Origin of the sequence: Staphylococcus sp. GDX8P54P (assembly GCF_017893165.1) — a bacterium.
Lineage (GTDB): Bacteria > Bacillota > Bacilli > Staphylococcales > Staphylococcaceae > Staphylococcus > Staphylococcus borealis.
In genome coordinates this window covers 1-634 of sequence record NZ_JAESMM010000082.1, presented here as the reverse complement: position 1 = coordinate 634, position 634 = coordinate 1, and the positions used below count along the sequence as shown (strand labels likewise).

The following is a 634-nucleotide window of genomic DNA, read 5'->3' as shown; positions in this document are numbered from 1 at the left end:
TACGGTTGTTGAATTTGTTGCAAGAACTATATCTCGATCTGAATTCAGAATTAAAGAGAATGATAAAGCTGTAAAAGATTCAATGTATTATCTTTTAAATGTTAAGCCTAATCCAAATCAAAATGCTACGCAATTCTGGCAAAAATTTATCTATAAATTATTAATAGACAATGAAGCACTCATCATCAAATCAGATGATGATTATTTTTATGTAGCAGATAACTTTGAGAGAGAAACTGATTTAGGTTTGTTACCGCAAAAATTTAATTCAGTTACGGTTAATGACTATGTTTATAGTCGGTATTTTTCAATGGATGAAGTTATTTATTTGGAGAACTCAAATAAAAAGTTAGATGACTTTATGATGGGTCTATTTGAAGATTACGGCGAAGTATTTGGTCGCATGTTAAATATGCAGCTAAAACAAAATCAAATTCGTGGAGTTGTAAATGTTGAATCAACAACTTTAGATAATAAACTCATTCAAGATTATATCGACATGATCTTTAATACTTTTGAGAAAAATCAAGTTGCAGTTATACCGTTAACAAAAGGGCTAAGCTATGAAGAATATTCATCTAAAAGTGGTTCAACAGGCAAGTCTGATTTCGGGGATTTAAGAGCATTAGTTCAA

General features: G+C 30.0%; 1 protein-coding gene. It reads left to right on the top strand.

Translation table 11 applies throughout. The annotated features are described in order from the left end of the window. The coding region (locus KA909_RS13330) for a phage portal protein (RefSeq protein WP_210130328.1) at positions 1 to 634 on the top strand (634 nt) is incomplete at both ends.